At 38.6% G+C, this 1,423-nt stretch carries 2 protein-coding genes; both read left to right on the top strand.

Going from position 1 to position 1,423, the window contains the following annotated elements; all coding sequences use genetic code 11:
- The first annotated feature begins 315 nt into the window (after positions 1 to 315).
- The gene (locus KTQ90_RS13330; RefSeq protein WP_158463470.1) at positions 316 to 1,191 is read left to right on the top strand and encodes a peptidoglycan-binding protein; all 876 of its coding nucleotides are present in this window, start codon (positions 316 to 318) and stop codon (positions 1,189 to 1,191) included.
- A partial coding sequence (locus KTQ90_RS13325) for a hypothetical protein (RefSeq protein WP_217318828.1) occupies positions 1,163 to 1,423 on the top strand: 261 nt, incomplete at its 3' end. The genes KTQ90_RS13330 and KTQ90_RS13325, both read left to right, overlap by 29 nt.

Here is a 1,423-nt window from a genome sequence, read left to right as displayed (position 1 = left end):
AAGTCCTTGGCAGTATAGTCTTGAAGTATTTCAAGGCATACCGCCAAGGATTTTTATTGCCGTGCCATAGTTGGAGGAAGTTAGTCTGAGGTACGAGGACTGTTTTTCTGCGACGACGGCTGACTTTTATATAGAAGTTGCATACCGTATTGACAGCTTAAAGTCGTTTGAACTGACACTTTGACATAATAAAATACCCCAAATATAATAGGCATGATGTTTGTAATGTTTATAAATGAATTTTGAATGATACGACTCAGCCAACAGTCCCGACTAAGCCGCAGAGGATTAAAAGGGACTTAAAACAATATATATATGAGTACTGAAACAAGTGTTAAATCTGTATCGCGCGAGGCACCATCAATCTATGCAATCCAGCAAGGTTCGGCATATTTGAAAGTTGGTGACGTAGGTGATTCTGTTCTTACATGTAGAGGTTTGCTCAATCAAAAAGGCTATTCCTGCAATTTGACAAGCGAAACTTATGATTCAGTTTTGAAGAGTGTTGTCGCAAAATTCCAAAAAGATTTCGGATTGACCAGCGACGGATTGTTGGGACAGTCAAGTTTAGCTGTCTTACAGGACAATGTGAGTGATACAGAATGGCTAGTTGACGGTGTTGTGAATATTACAGCAGGAAAATTGGCTCGTATGGGTTTCGGTAAGGAAGTTTTAAAACCAGCCAATGTTACGGCTCTGAATGAGGTATGTAACCGTTACCACATTACTTCTAAGACCAAAGTCAGACACTTTCTGGCCCAAGGTTTTGTTGAGACGGACAAAGGAAGAACCTTTACTGAGTACATTTATGTGCCAGGAAAGACCAAAAGTGAATATGATAAGCAGTACCAACGATATGCACCATACTGTGGTGGAGGCTTTATGCAATTGACTTGGAAGGACAATTACACTGCATTCTACAATTACATGAAAGATACGCTGAAGGTTACTGATGAGGAGATAAAATCTCCAGCGGAATATGCCACTCAGCATGTTGCTAAGAATTATACCTTTGAGAGTGCAGGTTGGTATTGGGATGTGTTCAAAGATATTAATACCAAAATATCTCAATGGGCTTCTTTATCAGCAGACGCAACTGTTACAAAGGTTACGCAAGAGATTAATGGTGGGACAAATGGCTTGCAAGCAAGAAAGGATGCATATGCAAAATCAAAGAAGATATTTAAATAGACAAAATGGAGGTGTGCCAAACTTGGCACACCTCTTGTTACTATTCATTATGATATTGGTTATACCAATATCGTGTATATCATGCCAACAAAATAAGCGTGTTGTACCAATAAGTAAGCATAATGACAGTATTCATGCCAAGATTCCTAACGATACATCATTGATTCATAGCGATACATCATTGGAGGGAAAAAAAATCCATATAGATAATACTGTCATTATGCTTACTTAT

This window comes from Leyella stercorea, from assembly GCF_019052365.1.
Classification (GTDB): domain Bacteria; phylum Bacteroidota; class Bacteroidia; order Bacteroidales; family Bacteroidaceae; genus Prevotella.
The sequence above is the reverse complement of the archived record's forward strand: the minus strand, read 5'-3'. Positions and strand labels throughout refer to the sequence as shown.